This is a genomic window from Micromonospora matsumotoense, assembly GCF_050951065.1.
Classification (GTDB): domain Bacteria; phylum Actinomycetota; class Actinomycetes; order Mycobacteriales; family Micromonosporaceae; genus Micromonospora; species Micromonospora matsumotoensis.
In genome coordinates, this window is sequence record NZ_CP192025.1 from 554,117 (window position 1) to 578,308 (window position 24,192).

Here is a 24,192-nt window from a genome sequence, read left to right on the forward strand (position 1 = left end):
CCCCCGGGCCGGGCAGTGCCGCCGATCAACGGGCACCGGGCCGGGCAGTGCCGCCGGCTGACGGCCCGGGCCGGGCAGTGCCGCCGGTCGACGGGCCGGGCCGGGACGACCCTGGCGGGTCGGCGGCCGGAACCGGCGAGGGCTCAGGCCGGCTGGGGGGTGTCGGCGGCGGCGACCTCCCACGCCTCGACGGCGCGGTCGGTGACCGTGGTCGGCGACTCCAGGTGGTACGCCCCGCTGGGCAGCACACCCGCGCCGCCGTACCGGGCCAGCACCGCGAGTTGGGCGGCGACGTCCTCGCCCTGGTGGTTCGCCGGCACCCGCCGCCAGAAGTCGAAACCGCCCGAGTCGACCAGTGACGCGCGGTCGTAGAGCACGCAACCACCGATCCAGGAGACCTTGTAGGCCCGCCAGGACCCCGACGGCAGGGCCAGCTTCTGTTGGATGTGCAGCAGGTTCGCGGCCGGATGGATGGCCGAGCGGTGCCACTGCGGGGTGTCGGGGCGGACCACTTCCGGCACGACCGGCCCGTCCCACTCCTCGTAGTGCCCGTGCGTCTCGGGGCGCACGTCGTCGACGTACGACAGGCCGTGCACCGCGTTGCCGACGAACCCGCAGCCCAGCTCCCCGATCGCGGTGACCAGCCGGCCCAGGGTGCCCGGTTCCAGCCAGACGTCGTCGTCGAGGCAGAGCACGTAACGGGCCACCGACCTGCCCAGCAGGTACGCCCGGTGTTCGGCCAGCCCGCGCCGGGGCAGCCGGCGGGTGAGCAGCACGGGGTGCCCCCGCTGGCGCAACGCCCGGACCATGGTGGCCGCCGCCGGGTGCGCGTACGCCGGGTCGTCGTCGGACTGGTCGCTGACCACCACCCCGAAGTCGGGCACCTCGACCTGGGCGGCCAGCCCGGCGAGGGTGACCGACAGTTCCGCCGGCCGGTTGCGGGTGGGGATCAGCACGTCGAGCCGACGGGGTCGGCGGAACTCCCCGGTCGTGCCGAGGTCGAGCGGTCGGTTCACGGGGTCCCGCCCGTACTCTCTGCGGTCGGGGTCGGGTGGGCCGTCGTCGTGTCCCGCCCGGGTGCCGCCGACGGGTCGGCGGCGGGTCGTACCGCCTCGGCACGACCGTCGGCGGCGGCCCGGTCGACGGTCTGGGTGGCCTGGCCGGCGGTGGTCCGGGTGGCCTGGCCCGCGGCGGTCCCGACGGACTGGGCGCGGATCCGGTCGATGATCGCCGAGGTGGACCGGTCCGGCACGTAGCCGAGGGTGCGCACCTGGCCGCCGAGCCGGCGGACCAGGGGCGCTTCCGGGACCATCTCCGGCGGGTAGTCGCCGCCCTTGACGTACACGTCGGGTCGGACCGCCTCGATCAGGCCGACCGGCGAATCCTCCTCGAAGACCACCACATGGTCCACGCAGGACAACGCGGCGAGCAGGGTGATCCGGTCCTCGACCGGGTTGACCGGCCGGTCGGCGCCCTTGAGCCGGCGGACGCTGGAGTCGGAGTTGACCGCGACCACCAGCAGGTCCCCGAGGGCCCGGGCCTGTTCCAGGTAGCGCACGTGACCGGGGTGCAGCACGTCGAAGCAGCCGTTGGTGAAGACCACCGACCGGCCGGCCCGCCGGTGGTCGGCGACGATCGCGTCCAGCTCGCCGGTGCCGACCAGCGTCGGATGGGCGGTGCCGTCGGGTGCGCCGCCGATCGCGTCGAGCAGGTCCTCCCGGCGGCAGACGCAGGTGCCGGTGTCGGAGACGGTGATGGTGGCGGCGAGCTGGGCCAGTTGGGCGGCGGTCGGCAGCGACGCCTCGGCGGCCAGGGCGAGGGTCATCGCCGCCAGGTACGCGTCCCCCGCGCCGACGGCGTGACTGGCCGGGACGGGGGTGCTGTGGCTGCGTCGGGGCGTCCCGTCCGCGCCCCCGACGATGGCGCCCTCGGTGTCCAGGGTCACCGCGACCACGTCCGCGCCGGTGTGCGCGCGCAACTCGGCCAGTCGCGCCTGCGCCAGTTCGGCCCGGTCGACGCCCCCGCCGACGGTGGCGTTGACGGTCACCCCGGCCCCGGTCACGCTCAGCCCGTCACCGGTCATCGCGACCCGCCCCTCACCGGGGGTCGGTTCGCCGGTCGGCCCGGTAGGGGCCCGGCCGACCCCGCCCGGTGCGGTGCCGACGACCAGCTCCGACGGCCCGTCCGCCAGGTCGCTCGGCGGGTGGTCCAGGTGCAGACCGGGGCTGCCGGCCCGGGGCGGAGCGGGCGGTGCGCCGAAGCCGGCCGCGGCCCGCGCCAGCAGCCGGGCCGCCTCGGCGAAGCTGGGGGTGACCACCGTCGGGTTCAACCCCCGCCAGTCGGCCAGGTCGTGGGCGTCCAGGGCGACCGTGGCGTACCGGTGCCGGTGGGCGACCAGCCAGGCGCGTACCGGTGCGGGCAGTGCGCCGAGGCCGTAGTCGCAGACCACCAGGGTGGGCGCGGCCCCGCCGGCCACCGCCCGCAGTTCCTCGGTGGCGCAGCTCAGGGCGGTGAGCAGCCGGGCGACGCCGTCGTCGTCGAGCGGTTCGTCCGGGTCGCCGGAGTCCTCCCGCAGCAGGATCTGGTTGCCGGCCAGCATCCGGCGCTTCACCGGGGTCGGCCGGTGCGGCTCGCTGACCGTACGGTCCCACACGCCGGCCCGGTCCAGGCAGTCGTGTAGTTCGTCGCCGGCCACGTCCGCCCCGACCGGGGCGACCAGCAACGCCCGTCCGCCCAGGGTGGCGACGTTGACCGCGGTGTTCGCGGCCCCACCGGCGGCGGTGATCCGTCGACGCAGGGTGAGGATCGGCGCGGGCGCCTCCCGGCACAGCCGCTCCGACTCGGCGAAGCGCCACTCGTCGAGCATGGCGTCGCCGACGACGAGAACGGCCCGTTCCCGCCAGCTCTCCACCACGGTGGCGAGCCGGCGCTGTTCCGCTGCTGCTCCTGCCATGCCCACCGGGGTCCCCCGCCCCGACCAGGCCAAACCTGGTCGCGGGGGGCCGGCGCGAGGGCCGGCGGAGCAGCGGGATGGCACGGCTGATGTGGTGCCGCGGGTGGCCCGCCCCCGGCGGCCGGGCGAGGGGCGTCACGTTTCGGGCCACCGGCCCCGGGAACCGACCAGAGAGACCCGGAGAGGAGAAATTCGACATGGCAACGACCACATTGCAGGGCAAGCGGATCGCGTTCCTCGCCACCGACGGAGTGGAGGAGGTCGAATACGTCCAGCCGCGCGAGGCCGTGGAGAACGCCGGGGCGACCGCCGAGCTGGTGTCGCTCAAGCCCGGCACCACCCAGGCGTTCAATCATCTGGACCAGGGCAAGACGTACGACGTGGACGTGACGGCGGCCGACGCGGACGCCGCCGGCTACGACGCGCTGGTGCTGCCCGGCGGGGTGGCGAACCCGGACTTCCTGCGCACCGACCCGGACGCGGTCCGGTTCGTCCAGGCGTTCTTCGCGGCCGGCAAGCCGGTCGGGGTGATCTGCCACGGCCCGTGGACGCTGATCGAGGCGGGCGTGGTGTCGGGTCGCCGGATCACCAGCTGGCCGAGCCTGCGTACCGACCTGACCAACGCCGGTGCGACCTGGGTGGACGAGCAGGTGGTGACCGACGGCGGCCTGATCAGCAGCCGCAACCCCGACGACCTCCCGGCCTTCTGCGCCGCGCTCGTCGACCGGTTCGCCGCCGTCGACTGATCCCCGGCGGGTGTCGGCACCCCCCCGTACGTCCACCGGGTGGGTGCCGACGCGACCGCGGCCGGTCCGATCATCGCGTGCGGGGCGGTTTTCCCGGGCGCGGAGGCATGTTCGGGGTGAGCCGGGAAAGAAGGCGGGATGACCGCCCAGACCCACGGCAGCCCGGTGCTCCAGGCCCGCCAGCTCCGCCTGTTGATGTTCGGCCTGATGACCGGCATGCTGCTGGCCGCGCTGGACCAGACCATCGTCGGTACGGCACTGCCCACCATCGTCGGTGAGTTGGGCGGGATCGACCACTACTCGTGGGTGGTGACCGCCTACCTGCTCGCCTCGACCGCCTCCACCCCGCTCTACGGCAAGATGGCCGACCTGTACGGCCGCCGACCGGTCTTCCTCTTCTCGATCGGTACGTTCCTGCTCGGCTCGCTGCTGGCCGGGCTGTCGCAGGACATGACCCAGCTGATCGTCACCCGGGGGGTGCAGGGCATCGGCGCGGGCGGCCTGATGACGCTGGCGTTCACCATCATCTCGGACGTGGTCTCCCCCCGGGAGCGTGGCCGCTACCAGGGGCTGTTCGGCGCGGTCTTCGGAGTCTCCTCGGTGGCCGGCCCGCTGGTCGGCGGCTATTTCGCCGAGACCAACTGGCGGTGGATCTTCTATCTGAACGTGCCGCTGGCGCTGCTGGCGATCGTGGTCTGCTACCACGTGCTGCGGTTGATCCCGTTCGAGCGGCGGGAACACACCGTCGACTGGCTGGGCGCGGGGCTGCTGGTCGCCGGGGTGAGCGCGCTGCTGCTGGCGCTGAGCTGGGGCGGCAACTCGTACGCCTGGGGCTCGCCGACGATCATCGGGCTGTTCGTGGCGGGCGCGGTGCTCGGGGTGGCGTTCGTGCTCCAGGAGGCCCGGGTCACCGAGCCGATCCTGCCGTTGGGGCTGTTCCGCTCCGCGACGTTCGCGCTGGCCAACTCGGCGGGCTTCGTACTCGGTCTGGTGATGTTCGGGTCGATCATCTTCATCCCGCTCTACCTGCAGATCGTCAAGGGCGCCTCGCCCACCCGCAGCGGCCTGCTGATGCTGCCGATGATGGCCGGCATCATCGTCACCTCGATCGTCACCGGCCGGGCGATGAGCCGGATCGGCCGCTACAAGTGGTTCCCGGTGGCCGGCTCGGTGGTGCTGGTCGTCGGCATGCTGCTGTTCACCCGGCTCCAGGTGGACAGCTCACTCTGGGCGGCGTTCGGCTACATGGTGGTGATCGGCGTCGGGCTGGGCCTGTGCATGCAGTCGCTGATCCTCGGCGTGCAGAACGCGGTCGACGTCCGGAACCTCGGCGCGGCGACCTCCTCGGCGACGTTCTTCCGGTCGCTGGGCGGTTCGTTCGGGGTGGCCATCCTGGGCGCGGTGCTCTCCATCCGGCTCGCCAGCGGCCTCGCCGACCGGCTGCCCGGCGCGATCGCCCAGCTCCCGGCCGAGCAGCAGGCGGCGGTCACGGCCAGCGGCGGCACCAACATCTCGATCAACGACCCGGCGACCATCCTGGCCCTGCCCGGTCCGGTCCGGGCGGCCATCCAGGCGTCCTTCGTCGAGTCGCTGCACCTGGTGTTCCTGACCACCGGCCTGATCGCCCTGGTCGCCGTGCTGGTCACCCTGGCCCTGCCGAACGACCAGCTCCGGGGTGCCGGCCCGCAGGGCGCGACCGGCGGTGCCGACCCGCTCGGCGGCAAGGCCCCCGCCCCCGGCGGCAAACCCCTCACCAAGGAGTCCAAGGACGAAGCCGCCGCCGACCTCAACGCCAAATCCCAAACCATGCTCTAACCCCACCCACCCCGCCTTGCCCACCCCACCCCGCCCGCCCGGCCTTGCCCCGGCTGTCCTCGCCCCGCCCCGCCCCGCCTCGGTGATCAAGAGGTTTAGGTCAAGAATCGCGCGCCGGGTGACGCAAACTTCTTGATCACCGAGGCGAGGCGGGGCGGGGCGGGGCGGGCGGCGAGCCGGTGGGGTGGGGGAGGAGGGGAGGGACTATTTGAGGATCAGGCGGTTGGTCTGGTCGAAGACGGAGAGGTCGGCGAGGGTTTCGGGGACCGAGAGGGAGAGCGGGGCGGGGAACTCGTGCGGGTGCAGGAAGGCGGCGTCGGTCGTCTCGTCGGTGACCCGGACCAGTTCGCCGTCCCAGTCGTCGACCCGGAACGCGGTGGTGAAGATCTGGTAGGTGTGGCCGTACATGTTGGTGTGGGTGCGGTCCGGGCCGGTGTAGAGGGCGAAGGCGCTGACCCGCAGGGCGCGCAGCCCGGTCTCCTCGCGGACCTCGCGGACCGCGCAGTCGGCGATCGACTCGCCGAGTTCCATCGCGCCCGCCGGCAGCGCCCACTGGCCGTTGTCCGAGCGCCGGATCAGCAGCACCCGGCTGGCGTTGTCGCGCACCACGGCCCGCGCCCCGACGAACATCAGCGTCCGATCGCCGGCCAGGGCGCGTAGCTGTCCCACGTACGAGTCGGCCCAGGAGATACTCACCCGGACAATCTACGCAGCATCCCCGGGACGGTTCGACGTTCCGGGGGTTCCCAACGTGTGACCGGCGACACTAGCTTGTCACCCATGCGTAGCACGATGATGGACGCCCCGCTCCAGGTCGCCCGGATCCTCGGACACGGCGCCACGGTGCACGGCACGGCCGAGGTCGTCACCTGGACCGGGGCCGAGCCGCGCCGGATGTCGTACGCCGAGGTGGGTCGCGCGGCGGCCCGGCTCGCCCACGCGCTGCGCGACGAGTGCGGGGTGACCGGCGACGAACGGGTCGCCACCTTCATGTGGAACAACAACGAGCACCTGGTGGCGTACTTCGCGGTGCCGAGCATGGGGGCGGTGCTGCACACGCTCAACCTGCGGCTCTTTCCCGACCAGGTCGCCTACATCGCCAACCACGCGCAGGACCGGGTGGTGCTGGTCGACTCGACGCTGATCCCGCTGCTGGCCCGGGTGCTCGGCGAGCTGACCACCGTGCGGCACGTGGTGGTGGTGGGCGGTGCGGACCCCGGGCCGCTGCGGGCGGTCGCCGGTGACCGGGTCACCTTCCATCAGTGGGACGAGCTGCTGGCCGGCCGTCCCGAGCACTACGACTGGCCGGAGCTGGACGAGCGGGACGCCGCCGCGCTCTGCTACACCTCCGGCACCACCGGCAACCCCAAGGGCGTCGCCTACTCGCACCGGTCGATCTATCTGCACTCGTTGCAGGTGTGCCTGCCGGAGGGGTTCGGGCTCGGGCCGGGCGACCGGGAGCTGGCCATCGTGCCGATGTTCCACGCGATGTCGTGGGGCTTGCCGTACGCGGCGTTCCTCTCCGGCGCGTCACTGATCATGCCGGACCGGTTCCTCCAGGCCGCGCCGATCGCCGAGATGATCGCCACCGAGCGGCCCACCCTGGCCGGCGCGGTGCCGACCATCTGGAACGACCTGCTGGCCCACCTGGACGCCCACGACGTGGACACCTCGTCGCTCAAGGAGGTGATCGTCGGCGGCTCGGCCTGCCCGCCCGCGCTGATGCACGCGTTCGCCGAGCGGCACGGCATCGAGGTGATCCACGCCTGGGGGATGACCGAGATGTCCCCGCTGGGTTCGGTGTCCCGGGCCCCGGCCGGGGCGACCGGGGACGATGCCTGGCGGTACCGCTACACGCAGGGCCGGATTCCGGCCGGGGTGGCGGCCCGGATCGTCGACCCGCTGGGTGAGCCGCTGCCCGCCGACGGGACGTCCGTGGGTGAGCTGGAGGTACGCGGGCCGTGGGTGACCGCGCGGTACGTCGGCGAGGACGCCCCCGACCCGGAGAAGTTCCACGACGGCTGGCTGCGTACGGGCGATGTCGGCATGCTCTCGCCGGACGGGTTCCTCACCCTCACCGACCGGGCCAAGGACGTGATCAAGTCGGGTGGGGAGTGGATCTCCTCGGTGGAGCTGGAGAATGCGTTGATGGCCCACCCGGACGTGCAGGAGGCCTGCGTGGTCGGGGTGCCGGACCAGCGTTGGGGTGAGCGTCCGCTGGCCACGGTGGTGGTTCGCGAGGGCGCATCGACCAGTGTGGAGCAGCTCCGTGCGTTCCTCGCCGGCTCGGTGGCGCACTGGCAGGTGCCGGAGCGCTGGGCGGTCATCGACGCGGTGCCCAAGACCAGCGTCGGCAAGTTCGACAAGAAGGTGGTGCGTGCGCGGTACGCCGACGGCGACCTGGAGGTATGGGAGCTGGCGGGGCCGTAACACTATTCGGCGACTCGTCGCCGATGGGGTAGGGACGTCACTCCTGCAACATCCCTCCCCAGGGGCGGCCCCGGCGTTCGCACCGCGCCGGGGCCGCCCTTCCTCGCGGGCGACCCGCCATGTCATTGTTGCGAAGCTTGCTCGCCTCTGTCCGGGTGATTGCGAAATGTCCTCGGAATTACTGTCCGCTGGTGTCGATCAGGACCTTCCCCACCACCGCGTCCTCCACCGCCTGGTGGGCGGCGGCGGCCTGGGCCAACGGATAGCGGTGCAGCGGCAGGCCGGCCGCCTCGCCCACCCGGAACGCCCCCTGGGCGGCCGCCGCCGCCACGTCGGTCACCGCCTGCGCCTTGGCCGCCTTGGGTTCCGTGTAGACCAGCACGAACTGCCAGCGGGCGTTGGGCGCCATCAGCGGCCGGATCGGCAGAGTCAGCTCGTCGCCGCCGTCGTCGGCGTAGACGCAGACCGCCCCACCGGTACGCAGCACCTGCACGTCGACGGCCGCGTTGCGGGCGGCCGAGACCTCGACGATGGTGTGCACCCCGTCGGGTGTGATCTTGCGGACCTCCTCGACCACGTCCTGGTCCCGATAGTTGATCACGAAGGACGCGCCGGCCGCCGCCGCGAGCTGCGCCTTCTCCGGGCTGCTCACCGTCGCGATCACACAGGCGTCCCCCCAGCGGGCCAGTTGGATCGCCGCGTTGCCGACCGCGCCCGCCCCACCCTGCACCAGCACCACATGGTCGCTGAGCGCCCCGGCGTGCAGCGTGTCCGGCATGTACTCGCCGGCGGTCAGGCAACGGTGCGCGGTGAGGAACGGGATGCCCAGGCAGGCACCGAGGTCGAACGAGGCGTCCCCGAGCGGCACCACCTGCCGGACCGGCACCACGGTGTATTCGGCGGCGGTGCCCCAGGGCCGTTGCCAGGCGGCCTCCCAGATCCACACCCGTTCGCCGATACGGTTCCGGTCGACCCCCGCGCCGACCGCCTCCACCACCCCCGCGCCGTCCTGCCCCGGGGTCTGCCAGCCGACCGGCAACGGCTGCTGTCGTCGGCTCTTCCAGTCGGTCGGGTTCACCCCGGCCACCGCCACCCGGACCAGCACCTCTCCCGGGCCCGGCTCCGGCACCGGCCGGTCGACCAACCGGAGCACCGACGGGTCGCCGGTGCGCTCGTACACGATCGTCTTCATCGCCGTCTCCTCAGGCCGCCGGTTTGAGCACCACCTTCGAGTAGCCCGCCTCGCGGCGGTCGAAACGCTGGTACGCGTCCGGCGCCGCGTCCAGCGGCAACTCCTTGCTCACCACGAAGCCCGGGGTGGCCCGCCCCGCCATGATCAGGTTCCGCAGGTACTCGTTGTAGGTCTTCACGTTGGCCTGCCCGGTCCCCATCCGCAGGCCCTTCTCGAAGAGCTTGCCCATCTTGAACAGCAGCTCACCCTTGCCGGAGTGCTCGTCCGGGGCACCCGGGTCGTGCGCCAGATAGAGGCCGACCACCCCGATCGCGCCGGTCGCCCGCACCACCTCGACCAGGCTGTTCAGCACCGACGCCGGCTGCTCCGCACCGCCCGCCCCGGTGGCCTGGTAGCCGACCGCGTCCACCCCGTGATCGGTGCCCACCCCGTCGGTCCGGTCGAGGATCTGCGCCACCGGGTCGCCGGCCGAGAAGTCGATCGGGGTCGCGCCGATCGACTCGGCCAGCCGCAACCGGTCCGGCACCCGGTCCACCAGGAACACCTCGGCGGCGCCCATCAGGACCGCCGAGTACGCGGCCATCAGCCCGACCGGCCCGCCACCCATCACGGTGATCCGCTCGCCGGGCCGCAACCCGGTCATCGCCACCCCGTGGTAGCCGGTGGGGAAGATGTCGGCGAGCATCGCATAGTCGTTCTCGTGCTCGGTGCCGGGCGGCAGCTTCAGGCAGTTGAAGTCGGCGAACGGCACCCGCAGGTACTCCGCCTGACCACCCCGGTAGGGTCCCATCGCCACGTAGCCGTACGCGCCACCGGCGAAGCCGGGGTTCACGGTGAGACAGAAGCCGGTCTTCTGCTCCCGGCAGTTGCGGCAGAACCCGCACCCCACGTTGAACGGCATCGACACCCGGTCGCCGACCTTGATCCCGCGTACCCCGGTGCCGGCCTCGACCACCGTGCCCATGTTCTCGTGGCCGAAGACGATGCCCGGTTCGGCGAGCGTGCGCCCCTCGTACATGTGCAGGTCCGAACCGCAGATCGCGGTCGTGGTGATCTGCACGACCACATCGTCGGGGTGCTCGATGCGCGGGTCCTCGACGTCGTTGACGGCCACCTCATGCGGCCCCTGGTACACCACAGCTCTCATGGTCCCGACGCTAGGCGGGCCGGCCGGGTCGTGGGGGCGGTTCAGCCGAGCCGGTCCACCACCTCGGGGGTGAGTTCGTGCACCGAGGAGAGCACCACGGCGGCCAACTCCGCCGCGTCCGGGTCCAGCGGGTACGACCCGTGCGGCACCGCGACCACCCGCATCCCGGCGGCGGCGGCCGAGCGAACCCCGTTGGAGGAGTCCTCCACGGCGGCGCACCGGGCCGGGTCGACCCCGAGCCGTTCGGCGACGGCGAGATAGACGTCGGGTGCGGGCTTGCCCCGGGCGGTCTGCTCGGTCGACAGGGTCACCCGGAAGTCGGCGGTGAGGTCCGCGGCGGTCAGCGCCGCGGCGATCAGCCGGGTCGGCGAGGAGCTGGCCAACCCCAGCGGCCACCGCGCGGCCAACCGGCGCACCACCAGGTCGGCGTCGTCGATCAGCGGTACGCGCACCGCGTACCGCCGGGCCATCTCCTCGACCACCTCGGCGGCGACCTGCGCGGCGCTCCGGTCGACGCCCAGCTCACCGCTGAGGTATTCGGCCCACTCGCCGGTGCTCATCCCCATCAGCCGCCGTTGGGTGTCGGGCTGCCAGGTGCCGCCCCGCGCCGCCACGTAGGCCCGCCGCACCTCCTCCCAGACCGGCTCCGAATCCACGATCACGCCGTCCAGGTCGAACACCACCGCATCCACAGTCACCCCGCCATCCTCCCCGACCCCGCCCCACCCCGGTCGCCCGGTGCCGGCAGCGCCCGCCGGTCCCGTGGTGGCCCCCGGTCGAGTCAGCCCTGCTCGTCCTCGTCGGCTGGCGGCTTGGGGCGGCGGTAGTCCCGGATGTACGCCTCGACGTCCGACCGCAGCCACACAGAGCCGCCTTGCAGCTTCTGGAACGGGCGTGGGAACTTCGGGTGAGCGGTGATCTGGCGCAGCCGGGAGCGTCCCACGCCGAGCATGGTCAACATCTCCGCCGGGCCGACGAGCGGCCCTGGCACCTCTGGCTCACCCATGCAAAACAAGGTAGGCATCGCCATGCCTGCCCCATTTGGCAGCGGATAATTACACCCCGTCAAACTATGTCCTGCCAAATTATGCCCCGCAAAATTCCGCCTACCAGGATTGACAGGTGAATAACTCAGGGTGTGGAATCGGTGACGCGGTGCCCCCGCCCTGGTGGAGCTGGGCTCGGCGGGGCGGGGTGCCGCAGTGACCTGAGCCCTGGGAGGTGGCTGTGACGCGCGAGGTGCCGTTGCTGGTGGAGCTGGCGTGGGACTGCCTGGAGTGCCACCACTACGAACGGTGCGGGAAGTGCACCGACAGCGGCTTCTGCTCGGTGCTGGAGGCGGCCCGCACCCGGATCAGGGCGTGGCGCAGGTACCGCACCGTGTTCGGTTGGCGATGAGGGAGCCGCTGCCTGCGGCAGGCGACCTGGTGCAGGTGACCCGCGCTGCCAGCGTGCAGTTCGTCAAGCCCATCCGGTGCCGGGTCATCCGGGTGCTGGACTGGATCACCTACGACGGGTGGTGCTGGCTCGACGTCTACCAACTGGACGACAAGGGAGACGCGGTGGCCCGACGGTCCATCTTCGTGCAGCCGGCGGGGTTGGTCGTCCACCGACGGACCGCCCCCGTGCCGGTCGGGCAGCAGCGGCGGTCCAGCTCGAAGGTGCGGCCATGAACTCAGCGGTAGGCGGTGGCCTGGGTGGCGTAGAGAGTGGCGTAGATCCCGTCGAGCCGGATCAGTTCGTCGTGGGTGCCCATCTCGCGTACCCCGCCGTCACCGATCACGATGATCAGGTCCGCGCTGCGGACGGTGGACAGCCGGTGCGACACGAACACCGTCACCCCGCCGCTGTCGGCGGCGACCCGGGCCGCGCCGTCGGTGAACCGCGCGAACAGCCGGTGCTCGGCCGCGGCATCCAGCGCCGACGCCGGCTCGTCCAGCACCATCAGCAGCGGCGCGTCGCGCATCATCGCCCGGCCGAGCGCGAGCTGCTGCCACTGCCCGCCGGAGGCGTCCACCCCGCCGTCGGCGTGGCTGCGGCCCAGCCGGGTGTCCAGCCCGTGGGGCAGCCGGTCGACGACGCTGCTGTGCGCGCGGGCCAGGCCGGTGCGCACCGCGTCGTCGTCGGTCGCGCGGGGCAGGTCGCCGATGCCCACCGCCAGCCGGGCGGTCAGCTCCGGGCGGGCGTAGTCCTGGAACGCGGCCGTGGTCCGCTCCCGCCAGGCGGGAAGGTCGAAGTGGCGCAGGTCGACGCCGTCGATCAGGATCGCGCCCCGGTCGGGCTCGTAGAACCGGTTGAGGAGCTTGACCAGCGTGGTCTTGCCCGCGCCGTTCTCGCCGACGACCGCCACGGTGCTGCCGGCGGGCAGCAGCAGGTCGACGTCGCGCAGCACCGGCCCGTCCGCGCCGGGATAGCCGAAGGTGACCCCGCGCAGGCGGATGCCCTCCAGCAGGCGCTCGGGCGGGCGCAGCGGGGTGCCGGGCGCGTCGGGTGGCCCGACCGGCTGCGGCACCAGGTCACGCACCTCGTCGAGCCGGCGCAGCGACCGGCCGCTGCGCACGAGCTGCTGCGTGATCGTCACCGCGGCGGCCACCTGCTGGTTGAGCTGCGAGGCGAGCAGGATGGCCAGCACCACGTCGCCGACGTCCGCGTGGCCGCGGGTCGCGTCACGGACGACCAGGACCAGCGCGGCGACGTAGCCGAGGCCGAACACACCCTGCCCGGCCGCCCGCCACCACCCGGCGGCCAGCTCACCCCGCCAGATCCGGGCGGTGGCCCGCTGCCAGTGCTCGGCGTAGCGCTGTTGCAGGTGCTCGACCAGGCCCAGCAGCCGCAGCTCCTTGGCCGAGGCCGCGTCGGTGGTCAGTTCGAACAGGTGCCGGGCCTGCCGGGTGTCGACGATGCTGTCCTCGCGGGCCCGGTCGGCGGCGGCCTGGGCCCGCCGCGCCGCCAGCACCGGCAGGGCGGCCAGCAACGGCAGTGCCACCAGCGCCGGGTGGACCAGGGTGAGCAGCACGGTGGTCAGCAACAGGCTGACCGCCAGCGAGCCGCCGGTCAGCAACGCCTGCAGACCCTCGCCGATCCGCTGCAACTCGTCCTGGGCCAGGGCCATCCGGTCGGCGCTGTCGGGCCGCTCGTGGTGGTCGAGGTAGGGCGTGCCGTTGCTGATCTCGATGAGCTGCTCGTCGGTGGTGAGCACGTTGAGTTCGGACACCTCGAAGTACCCGATGTGCGCGAAGTGCGCGCAGGTCAGCGCCGCGATCGCGGCCACCGCGACGGCCAGGCCGGACCAGGCGGCCGGCTCGGCGCGACCCGCCGCCGCCGCGTTGGTGAGGTGTCTGAGTGCCACGGCGGCCAGCGGCACCGCGACCGCGTTGCCCGCCATCAGCGCCAACGCCACGGTCATCTTGCGCCGGTCCTGCCGCCACGACAGCCGCATCAACCCGCTGATCGCCCTCAACATCGCCTCACCTCACCACCGCTGTCTGCGGACCGCTGTCGGCGTCGTCGGCGAAGCGCTCCGCCTGCAGGGTGAACATGGCGGCGTACCGGCCGTCCGCGGCCATCAGCTCGTCGTGGCTGCCCTGCTCGACGACCTGCCCCTGGTCGAGCAGGACGATCCGGTCGGCCAGCCGGACGCTGGACAGCCGGTGCGAGATGAGGATGGTCGTCCGGCCCCGGGTCAGCTCGGCGAACCGGGCGAAGAACTCGGCTTCGGCGCGTACGTCCAGCGCCGCGGTGGGCTCGTCGAGCACGAGCACGGTGCTGCCGTGGTAGAGCGCGAACAGGGCGCGCGCGATGGCGATGCGCTGCCACTGACCGCCGGACAGGTCCAGGCCGCCCTCGTAGGCCCGCGACAACACCGTGTCCAGGCCGTTCGGCAACGCGTCGAGGGTGTCGAGCAGCCCCGCCGCCTGCGCTGCGCGGCGTACGCCGGCCCGGTCGTCGAGGTGCTCGACCGCGCCGAAGCCGATGTTGGCGGCGGCGGAGAGTTCGTAGCGCACGAAGTCCTGGAACACCACGGCGATCCGGCGCTGCCAGTCCCGGGCGGGCAGGTCGGCGAGGTCGACGCCGTCGGCGCGTACCGTGCCGACGCCGGGTGAGTACAGCCGGGCCAGGAGCTTCACCAGGGTGGTCTTGCCCGCGCCGTTCACCCCCACCAGGGCGGTGCACCGCCCGGCGGGGATGTGCAGGTCCAGGTCGTCGAGCACCGGCCGGGCCGCACCGGGGTAGCCGAAGCGCACCCCGGCGAAGTCGATCGCCGGGGCGGCCGTGGCGGGTGGCCCGGCCCGGCCGGTGTCGGCGGGTTCGGCGTAGCGGGCCATGGCCCGCTCGAACGCCGTGACGGCGGTCTCGGCGTTCATGCCGTACTGGGTCTGGGTGTCGGAGTCCGGATAGAACTCCCCCAGCCGGATCAACGCCATGACCGCCTGCAACACCAGCGCCAGCCCGGCCAGGTCGATCGCCCCGTCGGCGGCGCGGACCCCGGACAGCGCCAGCACGGCGGCGACGCCGACCAGCCCGACGGCCGTGTACACCAGGTACGGCCGCAGGTAGATGCGCCGCCGCTCGGCCCAGACCGGGGCCAGCGCCCGGCGGTAGACCTGCCGGTAGCGCTCGGTCAGCCAGCCGGTCAGGCCGAAGATGCGCAGCTCCTTGGCCGCGGCCGGACCCATCGCCAGCCCGCGCAGGTAGCGGCTCTCCCGACGCAGTGCCGCGACGTCGCGGATGACCCGGGCGTAGCGGCGCAGTCCACCCCGCTGGCCGTGGCGGAACAGCAGCACCACCACGAGCATCGCCAGCGCCGCCCACGGGCCCAGCACCACCGCGACCACCACCGCGAACCCGACGACCTGGGTGTACGGCCCGACCAGCGCGATCAGCCCGGCGTACGCCGCGCCGGGGGTGCGGAACGCGAACCGCAGCTCGTGCCCGGCCTCGCCCAGCTCGTCCAGGACCGCCGGGTCCTCCAGCGGGGTGATCTCCCGGGTCGACAGCGACGCGGCGATGAGTCGCCGGTACATGTGCCCGTCGACGCGTCGGGCGAGCTGCTCGGCGACGGCCTTCTGCGCCGCCTCGGCCAGTTGCAGCGCGACCAGCGCCGCTCCGGCGACGGCCAGCGGCCACCACACCTGGGCCTGCCCGGCGGTGCCGTGCAGCACCGGCCCGATCCGCCCGACGGTGGTGCTGACGGCGATCGCGAACACCACCGGCAGCACCCCCCGGGACACGCTGAGCGCGAGCGCGACGGCACTCCAGCCTGGTCCGGCGGCGGGGAACTGCCGGGCGATGCGCAGTCGGGCGGCGGCGGCCTCGCGCAGCTGCCCGGTGCCGGTGGTGGGGGTGCCGGTGGTGGTGGAGGTGGCCATCGAGGTCAGCCGAAGACCTTGTCCCGCAGCGGCACGGGCAGGTCCAGCTCCTGGACGCAGCTGGTCACCGAGACCTGGTACGAATCGACCACCTCGGGGCTGTCCGCCACGGCCAGCTCCGCCTCGGTGAGGGCCGTGACCTGGCGGTCCCGGAAGCGGTACTCGTCGGCGTTGCCGTGCAGGCCGGGCACGACGTACGGCTCCGGTTCGACCGGGTTGTGGATCTTCGACTGGTCGGAGTTGAGATCACCGGCGGCACCCCAGCCGGTGAGCATCTCCGGCCGGTACAGGTGACCGATGTCGAGGCGGGCGAACAACCGCGACACCGTCTCCTCGGGGAGCCGGCTGCACTCGTAGGGGAAGTGCGTCACCGCCAGCCCCTCGGCGGCGGCGTAGCGGCGCATCCGCGCGTAGTTGAGGGTGCTGAGCACGAAGTTCTCCACCACCCGCGCACGGCCGATCTTGCCGACCCACTTGGCCATCCACGAGTCCAGCGAGGCACGCGGCTGCCGGTCGAGCACCAGCAGGCGCAGCCGGTCGACCGGCCACCCTGCTTCGATGAGGCAGCGGGCCGGGTTGAACAGCGCCTCGAACGGCACGTACGGCCCGGCCATCTCCTTGGCGAACAGCACCGGCTCGCCGTCGGGCAGCTTCCAGGGCGAGCCCTCGCCGCCGGTGAGCGCGAACCGGCCGATGGTCTTGACTGGCTGGTAGTAGGCGGCCGCCTGGGCCATCCCGAACAGGTTGGTCACGGCGGTCGAACCGACCCGGCAGCGTCCCCAGCCGAGCACCAGCAGCGGATAGTCGGCCGGGCTCCGACCGGCGAACCCGTCCCGGAGGGTGCGCACGATCTGGGCGGTGACCTCGTCGACAGTGGTGGTGACGACCTGGTAGCGACCGTCGGGCGGCAGCGGGGTGCTGGTGAGCGCGTCGTCGTCGGCGGCGGCCAACCGGTGCAGCAGCGGGTACGGGTCGGTCATCGAGGCTCCTTGCGGTGGGGTGGGCGGGTCAACCGAGGTCCAGCAGCGCGGCGAGGTCCCGGACCGGCACCGGCCGCAGCACCGCCTCGCACAGCAGCGTCTCGATGCCCCGCAGCGCCCGCACGCAGGTGGCCGCGGGTACGCGTCGGGTGTCGGCCAGCAGGTGCAGCGCGCAGCCGCCGGCGAGGTGGGGCATGGCCAGGAAGAAGGTCATGTCGTGGCGGGCGACGGCGGCGACCTGCCGCACGGTGGTGTGCGCGGCCAGTTCCTTCAGCGTGGCACGGTCGGGAGGGCCCGCCGGCACGTCGAAGTCCCGGCCCATCCGGGAGTCGTTGAAGTACACCGACAGGTCGGCCTGGGCGCCCTCGGCCGCGATCAGGTCGTCCAACGCGTCGGGCGGATAGGTGGCGTGGAAGTAGGACTCGGTCGAGTCGCGGTAGCAGCGCTGGACGGCGTCCTCGACATCGCCGTCGCCGACGTCGAAGACCAGCAGCGCGTTCTGGGCGATGCCGGTGGCGAGCTGCCGCTGGCGGGGGGTGTTCCGGTTGCCCGCGATCAGCTTCACCACGGCCCGGTCCCGGCCGGTAAGCGCCGCCTGGACCAGCAGGGCGGCGGTCAGCACCACCGTGGACGACGACGCGCCGGTGCGCTGGGCCAGCGTGGCGGCGGCAGCGGCCACGGCGGTGGACTCCATCCGCCAGGTCACGACCGGCAGCGTGCCCCCGTCCTGCTCCGGTCCGTCGAAGATCCGGTGCGGCACCGCGGGCAGCCGGGCCTGCCAGTAGGCCAGCGACTGGCGGGCCCGGCGCTGCCCGGCGGGTGAGGCCTCGTAGGTGGCCTGGTCCAACGGCTGCCAGCCCGGTGCGGGCAGGGCACGTTCGCCGTCGACCAGGGTGCGCAGCTCGGCCAGCAGCAGCTCCAGCGACCAGCCGTCCAGCGACACGTGCGACGCGGCCACGGCGACGGCCTCGACCAGACCGTCGACGCGCAGCAGCGCCCACCGGACCGGCCACTCCCGGTCCAGCTGGAACGCGGTGCCGGCCAGCTCGGCGGCGGCGGCGTCGGCGGCCTCCGTCAGCGCGTCGGCGGTGGTGTCACGCACCAGCGGCGGGTACGTCCCGTCGGTCCGCAGGTACTGGCGGGGACCGTCACCGTCGTCGGTCATCAGGGTCCGCAGCACCTGGTGCCGCAGCACCAGCTCCGACCAGGCCGCGGTGACCCGCTCGGCCGGGACGGGGGCGGTCAGCCGCAGCACCCGCCTGATGTTGAAGTCCCTGCTGGCTTCCCCGAACCACTGCATGGGCCGGTACATGGCCGCCTGACCCCAGGTCAGCGGCGCGGAGGCGGCGGGCGCTCCGGAGAACCGCGCCTGGATCGCCGTGTCCGGGGCCGCCGGCTGACCGACCCCGGACGGGGTCGACTGATCCGCCGGGTCGACCGGGTGGACCGTCGGGGGCCCGGCGGTCGGCGTGTCGTGGCCGTCCAGCACGGCGGCCAGGGCGCGCACCGTGCGGCGGTCGAACAGGTCGGCGATGCCCACCGGCAGGCCCAGCTCCTCGTCGAGCCGGGTGACGACCTCGACGACCTGCATGGAGTCGCCGCCCAGCTCGAAGAAGTCGTCGTCGACGCCGAGCCGCTCCACCCGCAGCACCCCGGCGATCACGGCCGCCACCGCCGTCTCCAGCTCGCCGGAGGGCGCGGCGTACGTGGTGCTCAGCGCGGGCCGCACCGTCGGGGTGGCGGGCAGCCGACGGGTGTCGACCTTGCCGTTCGGGGTGAGGGGGTACTGCGCGACGTAGTGGAACCGGCTCGGGACGGACGCCTCCGGCAGCAGACCGGCGGCGTGGGCCCGCAGCTGCGCCTCGGTCGGCCGTGACTCCTCCTCGGACCGCAGGTAGGCGACCAGGTGCAGGTCGTGGCCGGCTGGTTCGGCGATCACCACCGCCTCGGCGACACCGGCGCAGCGGCGCAGCGCGTCCTCGACCGCGGGTGGTTCGACGCGCTGACCACGGATCTTCACCTGCCGGTCGGCGCGGCCGAGCACGTCCAGCACCCCGTCGGGCCCCAACCGGCCGAGGTCCCCGGTGCGCAGCAACCGCGCACCGCCGCCCGCCGGGTGGGGGATCCACCGTTGGGCGGTCAGCACCGGCTGGCCGTGGTAGCCACGGCCGATGACGGCCCCGCCCAGGCAGATCTCGCCGGTCTCGCCGAGCGGCGCGGGCAGCCCCTGCTCGTCGAGGATGTGCACCTCGGCGTTGGGGATGGGCGCGCCGACCGGCAGCCGTCGCCCGACCGTACGGTCCGCGCCGATCCAGTACCAGGTGGCGCCGACGGTCTCGCTCATGCCGTAGTGGTTGCCGAAGCCGGACTTCGGGCTGTTGCTGATCCACCTGTCGAACTCGGGGGTCAGGTACAGCGGCTCACTGCCGATCATGACCTGACGGGCGACGTCGTCCACGCCGCCCAGGGCGGTCATCGCCCGCACGTGCGACGGGGTGAGTTTCAGGAATCCGCACGGCGCGGCGGCGGTCAGCGCGATCAGGTCGTCGAAGGCGACCGGCTCCGGGGCGACCTCCAGCTCCCAGCCCGCGACCAGGGCGGTGAACAGGGTCATCACCGAGCCGACGAAGTACAGCGGGGCGTGCAGCACCGCCCGCTCCTGCGGCTGGAACGCGAACTCCCCGGCGCACCAGCGCACGTAGTTGACCAGCTGGCGATGGGTGCCGAGGACGCCCTTGGGGGCTCCGCTGGTGCCGGAGGTGTACATGATGAACGCCAGGTTCTCCACCCGGCAGCCGCCGTCACCGCCGTCACCGTCGGGCGCGTCGGGCAGGGTCGACACGTCGAGCACGGCCGCCGGGTAACCGGCGGGCGCGAACCCCCGGTGTTCCGGTCCGGTCAGCAGCACCGGGTCACCCGCGTCGGCCAGGATCCGGGCCCGCCGGTCCGCCGGATCGTGGACGGACAGCGGCAGGTACGCCGACCCGGCCGCCAGCACCGCGAGGATCGCCACCACCGCGTCCACCGACCGGGGCAGCAGCACCGCGACCGGTGTCTCCGGCCCCGCGCCGTGGGCCCGCAGCACCCGTGCGGTGTGCCGGACCCGGGCCAGCAGGTCGCCCGCGGTGACCTCGACCCCTGCCCAGCGCACCGCGATCCGCCCCGGATCGGCCGCCAGCGCGTCGTCGATGAGCACGTGCAGCGGCACCTGGTCGATCGGACCGCGCGGCCCGGTGGCGACCGACCGCGCGGCGTCCACGGTGGCGGGTCCCCGCCGTCCGTCGGGCGAGGGGGTCGCCCCGGTGGTACGCAGCGAGGCGGGCCGCAGGTCGGTCCAGTGTGCGGCGATGTGCGCCAGGCACGCCTCGGCCGGTCCGGTGAACACCGTCGCCCAGCCGCCCGGCACGGGCCGGTCCGTCGGCCACAGGGAGTACTGGTCCTCCTCGTTGACGACGACCTGGTGCGGGCCGGCGCTCATGCGCGCCCGCCGACCGTCTGCGTGCTCGCGACCAGTCGCCCGACGGGTTCGTGCCAGGTGTGCTTCGTGTACCAGTCGGCCCCGAACGAGGTGATCGTCGGGGTCCAGCCGTCGTGGGCGTCGGCGTAACCGGCGATCTCCCGCCAGAACACGTCCACCAGGGCGGAGTACCGGCAGGCGATGCGCAGGTCGTCCAGGGTGAACGGTGGGCCGTCCATGCGTACCAGCCGGATGTCGAACGCGCCCCGGTACTGCCGGCCGGCGACGGTGAGCGGCTGCTTCCACATCGCCGCGCCGGGGGCACGCAGGGTGTAGCGGACCCGGGCGGTGCTGTGACCGCCGTGGCGAAGATCGCCCCACTCGCCGATGTCGGGCACCAGCGGCGGGAAGAAGTAGTGCCGTTGCCGGGGCACCTCGATCCGGTCGAAGTTGCCGGGCACGAAGTGCCAGCGGTTGTACATCATCCGTTGGGCGACCTGCCACAGGATGTCGGTGACGGCGTCGCCGGGCAGCTCGGCGGCCATCTCGGGGCTGGGCAGCACACAGCAGAAGAAGTCCGGCTTCTTCAGGCCCGCCACCTCCTCGCCGTACTGCCCGGCCGGCCCGCTCAGCCGGGACAGGTCCCGGATGCCACTGGACATGCCGTAGTCGGCGTGGGCATCGACGACCGCGCCCAGCACGATGCCCTCCAGGATCCGGGTCAGCCCGTGCTCGTCACCATCGTGGTGCGCGGTACGCAGTGCGGCGGCGGTGGCGTGCCGCACCCAGGTGGAGGGGTTCCCGTCGTCGACCGGCCCGGTCAGGGTGTCGGTGAGAGTGCGCAGCGTACGGGGCAACTCGGCCTGACTGCGCTGGTCCTGCGCCCACGGCAGCAGGTACTCGTCCTTGGCGTAGGTCAGCCCGTTGACGCGCCGGTACCGCATGTGGTCGCCGCCGTCGACGAGTTCCACCAGGTCACCCGCGAACGCGGCCAGCTCGGCCAGGGTCGCGGTGCTCACCTGCCCGGTGACCGGCTCGCCGAGTGCCCGCAGGTACGCCGCGCACCGGGTGGTCAGCACCCGCCGCAGGCCGACGGCGCTGAGCTGGCGGCCGTTGAACTCCTCGAACCGGACCGCCCGGCCGGTGCGGAACAGCAGTTGGATCGCGGCCACGAACAGCCGCTCCTCCGGGCTCCAGTCGGCCGGCGCGCGATCCCGCAGCGCGGGCAGCACGCCGTCGCGGATCAGGGTGCTGGAACCGGAGTCGGAGCGGGAGAACACCCGGCGCTGGACGTAGACCAGCACGGTCTCGACCCGCTCGACCCAGTCGATGACCTCCTCCAGCCGCTCCGACAGGCTGCCGTCGGTGTGCCAGGCGTGCAGCAGTTGGTCCAGCTCGTAACGCTGGTGCTCCTCCTCGGCCTCGGCCGTCAGGCACTCCTCGTCGAGCATCTCGGTCATCCACCCGGGCAGCGCGATCTCGGCCACGACCTCCTCGGTCGGGAGGTCGCCCCGCGCGGGTTCGTGCACGGTCAGCTTGCCGAGCATCGAGTGGGCCAGCACGAACCGGGCGGCCGGCGCGTCGACGCCGGGCGGGGTCAGCCGCAGTTGCTGCCGGCCGAGCAGGTGCCGGACGAACGCCTGCTCGCGCAGGGTCAGCCCGTCGAAGGCGGACCGGAAGGGCACCTTGCCCGCCATGGTGAGCAGGCGGAGAACCGCCGTCTGTGCGCTCCCACCGAACAGTTCGGCGGGGTCTCGTACGTCGCGCAGTTCCTGGCTCCACTGGTCGGTCTTCGTACGTCGCACGTTCCTACCTTTCGCGACCGGGCAGGCTGCGGCGCACAGGAGCCGGCCCGCACGGCGGTCGTCGTTGCGGTGGTCGATGGGGCGGCGGCGACCGGCAGCCGACCTGGAGAGTGGTGGGTGCGTGGCGGTGCCACGGGGATTGGGGGACGGCTCTCCACCACGGCGTGGGAGCGCTCCCGACGTCGCGGTAATCCTGAGGTTAATAGGTGTGTCAATATCGTGCCGACCGGGCGGGCAGGGGTCGCGACCGGCCCGGACCGGCACGATCAACCGCGACCCGTCCGAGCGGCCGGGATCGGCGTGGTCAGGGGCGCAGGGCGGGCAGCCCGATCGGGCTGTCCGCAGGGATGATCGTGTGGCAGGCGCGGGCGACCGGGACGAGCAACTCCCGGAGCCGCTCGGTGCCGTCCGGGCCGAGGGCCCGCCAGGGGCGGGTGGCGGCCCGGTCGGTGGCGTCCTCCACCGCCTGGAAGCCGCTACGCCCGGCCTCGGTGGGCTCGCCATCGCCGGTCAGCCAACCCCGGTCGGCCAGCCGGGCCCGGGCCTGCGCCCACTGCTCCGGCGTCCAGCCCCGGCCGAGCAGGTGCTCCGCCGGCATGTCCCCGGCCACCCGGAAGGCCAACGTCTCGACCGGGTCGAGACCGGCGGCGACCAGGGCGGCCACGTGCCCGTCGCCCCGATGCTCACGCAGCGTGGTGGCCGCCTGCCAGAGCCGGGCCAACGGGTAGTCGCCCCGGGGCAGGGCGGCATTGGCCGCGCCGAGCACCCGGCCGGCGGTGTCCGCCCCGACGGTCGCCGCCTCCAGCAGCTCGGCCGCCTCGGCCAGGTGCGCCTCGGGCAGCTCGTAGGTGAGTTCCGCCAGCGCCTGCACGGCCCCGGTGAGCCGGGCACGCAACGCCTCCTCGGGGGCGGCCAACTGCCACACCGCCGGCAGCGCGCGGCTCACCATCGGCGGGGCGAAGGTGAAGAAGGCCGCGATCACCGGTGCGGCGTCCACCGGGCCCAGCGGGGCGGCCCGACCGGCGAAGTAGCCCCGCCAGTAGCCGCGCAGCCCGATCGCCTCGTGGGCGGCGCGGGCCCGGGGGTGGAAGTAGGTGATCGCGTGCAGGGGTTCGACGTGCGTCCACATCACCCGGGCGGTCCGCCCGGGAACGTCCAGCGCCGGCACGCACACCTCCGGGTCGGTGGGGGGTCACCGTGGCACGGACCGGCCGCCCACGGTGACCCCGAACCTACTGCCGGTAGGTGTCGGGCCGGAAGACCCCTGTGGTCTACTGCACCGCCAGCACGTCGACGATGAACCGCAGCGGGCCGGACGGCGCTCCCGGACGCTGCGGCTTGTCGCCGTACGCCAGGTCGGCGGGGATGTCGAGCTGGACCCGGCTGCCCACGGTCTGGCCCTGCATGCCCTGGTCCCAGCCCGGGATGACGTTGCCCTGGCCGAGGCCGAAGGAGAACGGCTCGGACCGCTTCCAGGAGGCGTCGAACTCCTCACCGGTCTTGTACGACACGCCCACGTAGTTCACGGTGATCTGCTGGCCGGCCTGGGCGGCCGGGCCGGTGCCCCGGATCAGCGGGGTGGCCTTCAGCCCGCTCAGCTCGCCCTCGCCCTTGGTGGCCTGCGGCTTGGTGCAGAGCGCCTGGTCGGCCCCCTCGGGCAGCTTGGGGAAGTCACCCGCGCAGCCGACCGGAGCAGCAGCCGGCTTCGGGTCCTCCTTCTCACCGTTGCGCACCACCACGAACACCCCGACGATCACCGCGATGACGGCCACGCCGGCCACCGCGCCCAGCCACGCCTGCCGGCGCTTGCGCGCCTCGGCGGCCTTCTGCGCCGCCAACTGGGCGGCGAGCCGCCGCTGTGCCTTCGTCTCCGAGCCCTGGCCCTCGCCCGCCGAACGGTTCTCCGTACGCTCGCTCACGTCCTCGACTCCCTGCTGATGTGGGTGGCCGGCCCGGCGACCCGGTTCCGTGGCCAGCGCACACGGTACCCGGATCGATGCCGTGAGTGGGCCGTCGCCCGCCCGTCGTGCCCTCGAATGGGCCGGGGCCTCCCGTTCCCTCCCTTCTTTCCGGGTGGCGGGCGTCGTCCGGCGGTGGGTTTCCGACCAGGGCCCCGCCGATTTCGTCACCGCGGGCGCGGACGCGCACATCGACCGGCTGGCCAGGAAATACCTCGGGCAGGACAGCTACCCGTTCCGGCGACCGGGCGAGGAGCGGGTGATCGTCCGGGTCACCCGCACCCAGAAGCTCGGCATGGGCTGACCGACGGGGTGGACCCCGGCGGGACGGCTCCCCGTC

19 protein-coding genes and 1 pseudogene are annotated in these 24,192 nt (G+C 73.2%); 6 read left to right on the top strand and 14 right to left on the bottom strand.

The window, feature by feature from the left end:
• Positions 1–143: 143 nt before the first annotated feature.
• Positions 144–1,016: a glycosyltransferase gene (locus ACQP1S_RS02700; RefSeq protein WP_432902573.1), complete on the bottom strand. Its 873-nt coding sequence runs from the start codon at positions 1,014–1,016 to the stop codon at positions 144–146.
• A 161-nt stretch (positions 1,017–1,177) separates the two neighbouring features.
• Positions 1,178–2,953: pseudogene (rfaE2, locus tag ACQP1S_RS02705) on the bottom strand (D-glycero-beta-D-manno-heptose 1-phosphate adenylyltransferase); the annotation flags it as partial.
• 197 nt (positions 2,954–3,150) lie between these two features.
• On the opposite strand from rfaE2, the gene ACQP1S_RS02710 reads away from it, so the two are divergent.
• Both ACQP1S_RS02710 and ACQP1S_RS02715 read left to right on the top strand, forming a co-directional pair.
• A complete protein-coding gene (locus ACQP1S_RS02710) occupies positions 3,151–3,699 on the top strand; it encodes a type 1 glutamine amidotransferase domain-containing protein (protein WP_432902576.1) in 549 nt (182 codons plus the stop codon).
• 138 nt (positions 3,700–3,837) lie between these two features.
• Entirely contained in the window at positions 3,838–5,514 is a 1,677-nt protein-coding gene (locus tag ACQP1S_RS02715; protein WP_432902579.1) for an MDR family MFS transporter, read from the top strand.
• 204 nt (positions 5,515–5,718) lie between these two features.
• Here the strand turns inward: ACQP1S_RS02715 and ACQP1S_RS02720 are convergent, their stop codons facing one another.
• Entirely contained in the window at positions 5,719–6,210 is a 492-nt protein-coding gene (locus ACQP1S_RS02720; RefSeq protein ID WP_432902582.1) for an NUDIX domain-containing protein, read from the bottom strand.
• Between the two features lie 99 nt (positions 6,211–6,309).
• Here ACQP1S_RS02720 and ACQP1S_RS02725 point away from each other — a divergent pair, with 99 nt between their 5' ends.
• The gene (locus ACQP1S_RS02725; RefSeq protein ID WP_432907732.1) at positions 6,310–7,944 is read left to right on the top strand and encodes a fatty acid--CoA ligase; all 1,635 of its coding nucleotides are present in this window, start codon (positions 6,310–6,312) and stop codon (positions 7,942–7,944) included.
• A gap of 178 nt (positions 7,945–8,122) precedes the next feature.
• Here ACQP1S_RS02725 and ACQP1S_RS02730 read toward each other — a convergent pair whose 3' ends face one another.
• The 4 genes from ACQP1S_RS02730 to ACQP1S_RS02745 form a co-directional block, all read right to left on the bottom strand.
• The gene (locus tag ACQP1S_RS02730) at positions 8,123–9,136 is read right to left on the bottom strand and encodes an NADPH:quinone reductase (RefSeq protein WP_432902585.1); all 1,014 of its coding nucleotides are present in this window, start codon (positions 9,134–9,136) and stop codon (positions 8,123–8,125) included.
• 10 nt (positions 9,137–9,146) lie between these two features.
• On the bottom strand, positions 9,147–10,283 hold the full coding sequence (locus ACQP1S_RS02735; protein WP_432902588.1) for a glutathione-independent formaldehyde dehydrogenase: 1,137 nt from the start codon (positions 10,281–10,283) through the stop codon (positions 9,147–9,149).
• Positions 10,284–10,324: 41 nt separating this feature from the next.
• Positions 10,325–10,981 (bottom strand): HAD family hydrolase, encoded by a 657-nt coding sequence (locus ACQP1S_RS02740; RefSeq protein WP_432902590.1) that lies wholly within the window; start codon positions 10,979–10,981, stop codon positions 10,325–10,327.
• Positions 10,982–11,064: 83 nt separating this feature from the next.
• Positions 11,065–11,289, bottom strand: a complete 225-nt coding sequence (locus ACQP1S_RS02745; protein WP_432902593.1) for a helix-turn-helix transcriptional regulator — start codon at positions 11,287–11,289, stop codon at positions 11,065–11,067.
• Positions 11,290–11,510: 221 nt separating this feature from the next.
• Here ACQP1S_RS02745 and ACQP1S_RS02750 point away from each other — a divergent pair, with 221 nt between their 5' ends.
• Entirely contained in the window at positions 11,511–11,681 is a 171-nt protein-coding gene (locus ACQP1S_RS02750; RefSeq protein WP_432902596.1) for a hypothetical protein, read from the top strand.
• Positions 11,678–11,956: a hypothetical protein gene (locus ACQP1S_RS02755; protein ID WP_432907735.1), complete on the top strand. Its 279-nt coding sequence runs from the start codon at positions 11,678–11,680 to the stop codon at positions 11,954–11,956. Before ACQP1S_RS02750 ends, ACQP1S_RS02755 begins: the two co-directional genes overlap by 4 nt.
• Positions 11,957–11,958: 2 nt before the next feature.
• Here ACQP1S_RS02755 and ACQP1S_RS02760 read toward each other — a convergent pair whose 3' ends face one another.
• From ACQP1S_RS02760 to ACQP1S_RS02790, 7 genes are all read right to left on the bottom strand, one after another.
• Positions 11,959–13,746 carry an ABC transporter ATP-binding protein gene (locus tag ACQP1S_RS02760; protein WP_432902599.1) on the bottom strand — a complete coding sequence of 596 codons (1,788 nt, stop codon included), beginning with the start codon at positions 13,744–13,746 and terminating at the stop codon, positions 11,959–11,961.
• Between the two features lie 4 nt (positions 13,747–13,750).
• The gene (locus ACQP1S_RS02765) at positions 13,751–15,652 is read right to left on the bottom strand and encodes an ABC transporter ATP-binding protein (RefSeq protein ID WP_432902602.1); all 1,902 of its coding nucleotides are present in this window, start codon (positions 15,650–15,652) and stop codon (positions 13,751–13,753) included.
• Between the two features lie 5 nt (positions 15,653–15,657).
• Positions 15,658–16,632 (bottom strand): hypothetical protein, encoded by a 975-nt coding sequence (locus tag ACQP1S_RS02770; RefSeq protein WP_432902605.1) that lies wholly within the window; start codon positions 16,630–16,632, stop codon positions 15,658–15,660.
• 28 nt (positions 16,633–16,660) lie between these two features.
• Complete coding sequence (locus ACQP1S_RS02775; protein WP_432902608.1) at positions 16,661–20,110, bottom strand: AMP-binding protein; 3,450 nt, start codon at positions 20,108–20,110, stop codon at positions 16,661–16,663.
• Entirely contained in the window at positions 20,107–21,894 is a 1,788-nt protein-coding gene (locus ACQP1S_RS02780) for a hypothetical protein (protein ID WP_432902611.1), read from the bottom strand. The genes ACQP1S_RS02775 and ACQP1S_RS02780 overlap by 4 nt, the downstream gene beginning before the upstream one ends.
• Before the next feature lie 304 nt (positions 21,895–22,198).
• A complete protein-coding gene (locus ACQP1S_RS02785) occupies positions 22,199–23,023 on the bottom strand; it encodes an SCO6745 family protein (RefSeq protein WP_432907738.1) in 825 nt (274 codons plus the stop codon).
• A 142-nt stretch (positions 23,024–23,165) separates the two neighbouring features.
• A complete protein-coding gene (locus ACQP1S_RS02790; RefSeq protein ID WP_432902613.1) occupies positions 23,166–23,813 on the bottom strand; it encodes an FKBP-type peptidyl-prolyl cis-trans isomerase in 648 nt (215 codons plus the stop codon).
• 154 nt (positions 23,814–23,967) lie between these two features.
• On the opposite strand from ACQP1S_RS02790, the gene ACQP1S_RS02795 reads away from it, so the two are divergent.
• On the top strand, positions 23,968–24,156 hold the full coding sequence (locus ACQP1S_RS02795; protein ID WP_432902616.1) for a hypothetical protein: 189 nt from the start codon (positions 23,968–23,970) through the stop codon (positions 24,154–24,156).
• Positions 24,157–24,192 lie beyond the last annotated feature (36 nt).

Coding starts and splice junctions, on each gene's coding strand:
- ACQP1S_RS02755 (WP_432907735.1), top strand. CDS start 11,678: ATGAGGGAGCCGCTGCCTGCGGCAGGCGACCTGGTGCAGGTGACCCGC.
- ACQP1S_RS02710 (WP_432902576.1), top strand. CDS start 3,151: ATGGCAACGACCACATTGCAGGGCAAGCGGATCGCGTTCCTCGCCACC.
- ACQP1S_RS02725 (WP_432907732.1), top strand. CDS start 6,310: ATGGACGCCCCGCTCCAGGTCGCCCGGATCCTCGGACACGGCGCCACG.
- ACQP1S_RS02735 (WP_432902588.1), bottom strand. CDS start 10,283: ATGAGAGCTGTGGTGTACCAGGGGCCGCATGAGGTGGCCGTCAACGAC.
- ACQP1S_RS02745 (WP_432902593.1), bottom strand. CDS start 11,289: ATGGGTGAGCCAGAGGTGCCAGGGCCGCTCGTCGGCCCGGCGGAGATG.
- ACQP1S_RS02730 (WP_432902585.1), bottom strand. CDS start 9,136: ATGAAGACGATCGTGTACGAGCGCACCGGCGACCCGTCGGTGCTCCGG.
- ACQP1S_RS02785 (WP_432907738.1), bottom strand. CDS start 23,023: ATGTGGACGCACGTCGAACCCCTGCACGCGATCACCTACTTCCACCCC.
- ACQP1S_RS02715 (WP_432902579.1), top strand. CDS start 3,838: ATGACCGCCCAGACCCACGGCAGCCCGGTGCTCCAGGCCCGCCAGCTC.
- ACQP1S_RS02765 (WP_432902602.1), bottom strand. CDS start 15,652: ATGGCCACCTCCACCACCACCGGCACCCCCACCACCGGCACCGGGCAG.
- ACQP1S_RS02770 (WP_432902605.1), bottom strand. CDS start 16,632: ATGACCGACCCGTACCCGCTGCTGCACCGGTTGGCCGCCGCCGACGAC.
- ACQP1S_RS02775 (WP_432902608.1), bottom strand. CDS start 20,110: ATGAGCGCCGGCCCGCACCAGGTCGTCGTCAACGAGGAGGACCAGTAC.
- ACQP1S_RS02760 (WP_432902599.1), bottom strand. CDS start 13,746: ATGTTGAGGGCGATCAGCGGGTTGATGCGGCTGTCGTGGCGGCAGGAC.